This is a genomic window from Mucilaginibacter sp., assembly GCF_039935595.1.
Lineage (GTDB): Bacteria > Bacteroidota > Bacteroidia > Sphingobacteriales > Sphingobacteriaceae > Mucilaginibacter.
Window position 1 is genome coordinate 1 of sequence record NZ_JBDTJZ010000077.1, and the last position, 3,758, is coordinate 3,758.

Annotated in this window: 2 protein-coding genes; both read right to left on the bottom strand. The window is 37.9% G+C overall.

The genetic code is table 11. The annotated features are described in order from the left end of the window. A partial coding sequence (locus ABI367_RS04710; RefSeq protein ID WP_462227332.1) for an ABC transporter permease occupies positions 1-1,596 on the bottom strand: 1,596 nt, incomplete at its 3' end. 10 nt (positions 1,597-1,606) lie between these two features. After that, the coding region (locus tag ABI367_RS04715) for an ABC transporter permease (protein WP_462227333.1) at positions 1,607-3,758 on the bottom strand (2,152 nt) is incomplete at its 5' end.

Consider the following 3,758-nt stretch of genomic DNA (forward strand, 5'->3'; position numbering starts at 1 on the left):
CCCGTAGATAACATTGATGCCCATTGTCTTAATAAAATCCGGATCGGCATTTATAAACTGTACGGTTATGGTTTTGGTGGTGTCTTTGGCGTCGGGCATAGTTGCACTACCTCCGAAATATTCACCAGCCTTCCAAGTGGCTACCGAGGCATCTTTTACCCCGGGGTTTGTCCTCAGTTCATCTTTAAACACATCTACATGACTTTTAAACATGAAAAAAGGTATAGCTATCAGATGCTCTTTATTAAAACCCAGTCTTGCGTTGCTAATAAAGTTAAGCTGCTGATAAATTATAAGCGTAGATATTATTAATACCCCCGAAATAACAAATTGTACCGCCACAAGTACTTTACGCATACTAACATTTATACCAAAAGCTGTAATGCCCTTAAGCACTTGTGCGGTTTTTATTTTTGATAAGATAAAAGCCGGGTATAACCCGGACAATAAACCAAATATCAATATCACTATAGGCATTAGAATAAACGACCAGCTACTGAATAGCGGAATATTGCCACCATAAGGATCAATAACCTGCGAAAATACTGGCCAACATGCAGTTGTTAGCAACATTGCAAGTAAAAGGCATGCAGTAAAAAAGAAAAACGACTCAGCAAGAAACTGTGTTACCAGTTGTGTTTTAACGGCACCTAAAACTTTGCGTACACCAATTTCGCGCGCGCGCTGAATGGAACGGGCCGTGGTTAGGTTTATATAATTAATACAGGCAATAACCAGTATCAATATAGCTATTGATGAAAATATATAAATATACTTAATATCGCTGTTCGGCCGCAATTCGCTCTCTGTATGCGAGTACAAATGTATTTTTTGAACAGGCATTAGCTTAATAGTTGCTTTGCCAAAATGATAAGTCTTATAAAAGGTTTTAAACCTGTTTTCAAAGCTGGCGGCATTGCTGGTTTTATTGAGCAATATATATTGAGGCATACCAGTGTACCCCCTCAGATCCAGCTTATCGTTAAGCGACCTGTCCCCTTCAATTGATATTATGGCATCGGCTGCGAAATGTGTATTAGAGGCTATATCAGGTATAATTGCAGTTATTTTATAGGGTTTATTTGCATAAACTACGTTAATTGTTTTACCGATCGCGTCGGTGCCGTTAAAATATTTTTTGGCAGTACTCTCAGTCACAACTACGCTGTTGGGCTCCACCAAAGCGGTAGCTAAATTCCCTCTTATTGATTTAAAATTAAAAAGCTTAAAAAAGTCGGCGGTCGCGTTCACACTCTTAAGTGCTACATTGCCGTTGTTATATTTAAATTTAAGATCGCGTATGCTAAGAACGCTGTATTTACTGATGTCGGGAAATTCCTTCGATAAAGTTTTTGCTAAAGTAGATGGCACCATAATACTTTGACGCTCAACTCCGTTTACCTGCATTGCCATGCTTAACCTGTAAACATCAGGTGCATTGCTGTAGCTGGTATCATAAGAAAGTTCGTAGCGCACATAAGCCATTATCATCAACACACTGGCCAGGCCCACGGCCAGCCCGATGAGATTAATGAAGGAGAAAGCCCTGTCTCTCCACAGTGTCCGCCAGGCTATTTTGATATAGTTTTTTATCATGATGATAGGTTTATTCGCTTCGTAAACTTTTAACTGGATTGGTTAGGGCGGCTTTGATTGACTGATAACTTATTGTGGCTGTTGCTATAATTAAGGACAAAAAACCTGCTAATGCAAATGCCCCCCAGCTCATATTTATCCTGTATGTGTAATCCATTAACCATTTAGACATGCCCCAATAAGCTATAGGAGAGGCTATTAGGAATGATATAATAATGAGCACTAAAAAGTCTTTTGATAGCAATGTTGTGATTCGGGTTACAGAAGCACCTAATACTTTCCGTACACCTATTTCCTTGATCCTGCTTTCGGCCATGTAGGCAGCAAGCCCAAATAAACCTAAACACGAAATAAAAATGGTAAGCCCGGCAAATAATGCTGCTAAAGTTCCCTGTAGTTGCTGACTATTGAATTTTTCTGCATAGGCATCATCCACAAACCTAAATTCAAAGGGATACTCCGGATTGTATTTTTTAAAAATGACTTCTGCCCTTTTTAAATTATCAGCTATTGAATTTTTGTTATTTAGCTTAATATGCATTATTGTAAATTTCATATAGGTTTCGGTAGGTCCGGTTATTAAAATAGGCCTTATTGGTTCATAAGGATTGGTTAGAATAAAATCTTTAACCACACCTACTATATGCCATTTAATCCCTAAATCTTTTACTATCATGCCAATAGGGTTTTTGAACTTCATTAGTTTTAATGATGATTCATTTATAATTAAACCCGTTGAATCTGTTGGGAATTTTTTTAAATCAAAATCACGTCCTTGTAAAAAGTGCAGACCTGCGGTTTTACTTAATCCATCATCAGTCAAAAACCGGTCAAAAGATGTTTTGTCATCAGGATTCTTTCCTTCCCATTCTTGTCCCCATCCATTGCTCCTTACCTGGGTTATAGGAGAGTTTGTTTTAGTAACTGATGTGGCAATGCCTGATGAAAGCAATTCGTTTTTTATTAAAGCGTAGTTTTTAGGTATGTACCCTGTCATAGAATGCCAAACAAGGTTGTTGCTATCATATCCGGTATCGCGATTACGGGCATAATCTATTTGTTGTTTTACAACAATAGTGCAGATGATAAGCATTATTGCGAATGTAAACTGTACTATAACCAAAATTTTTCTTGGGGTTATTAGTGCATCTGCTTTTTTAAATGTGCCCTTTAATATTTTTACAGGCTTAAACGATGAAAGAAAAAATGCCGGATAACTGCCTGCCAATAACCCGGTAAACAAAATAAACCCAACAAATACAAGCCATGTATAAACATTGCTAAAGTTGATAAACAAAGTTTTGTGGGTAAGCTGATTATAGGCCGGTAAACTTAATAGCACAATAATTATAGCTATAATGCCTGCCAGGAAGGCAAGAAAAACAGATTCTCCAATAAATTGGACAACAAGGGCGCTTCTTTGTGCACCTGCAACTTTACGAATACCTACTTCTTTTGCCCGCTTTTCGCTTCGGGCGGTACTCAAGTTCATAAAGTTAATACAGGCAATCAATATTATAAATGCTGCGATAATGCCAAATAATTTTACAAATGTGCTTTGCCCCCCGCTATCTTCCACACCTTTAGTAAAGTTTGAATATAGGTGCCAGCGTTTAAGCGGGTATAAAAATAATTCCCATTTCATATTCTTTGCTTCATCACTGTAGCGTTGCCTTAATACACTTATTTTAAGGGCAGCGGCATTAATATTTGCACCGGGTTTGAGCATTACATAGGTGGGGGTACTGTTGTCGTTCCAGCCCAGGTCGGTTCCTGCCGGTTTTTTTATAGATGCCCAAGGCAATAAATAATCAAATTCAAAGCTTGTATTAGCTGGCAAATCCTTTAAAACGCCAGTAACCGTAAAATTGTATTTATCATCAAGTTTGATTATTTTTCCTATCGGATCCTGATCACCAAATAAACTTTTGGCTGTTTTTTGGGTAATCACAATGGAATGTATATCATGCAATGCTGTAGCAGGGTTACCCTTTAACATAGAAAAGCTAAACATTTGAAAAAAACCGGTATCTACAACACTCCCTCTTTTTATCAATTTTTTATCCCCAACAGAAAGCAGGGTAGCATTACCTCCCTCCACTCTAACTGCACGTTCAACTTCAGGAATATCTTTTTCTAATGCTGGTGCTGTTGGCGCAGAT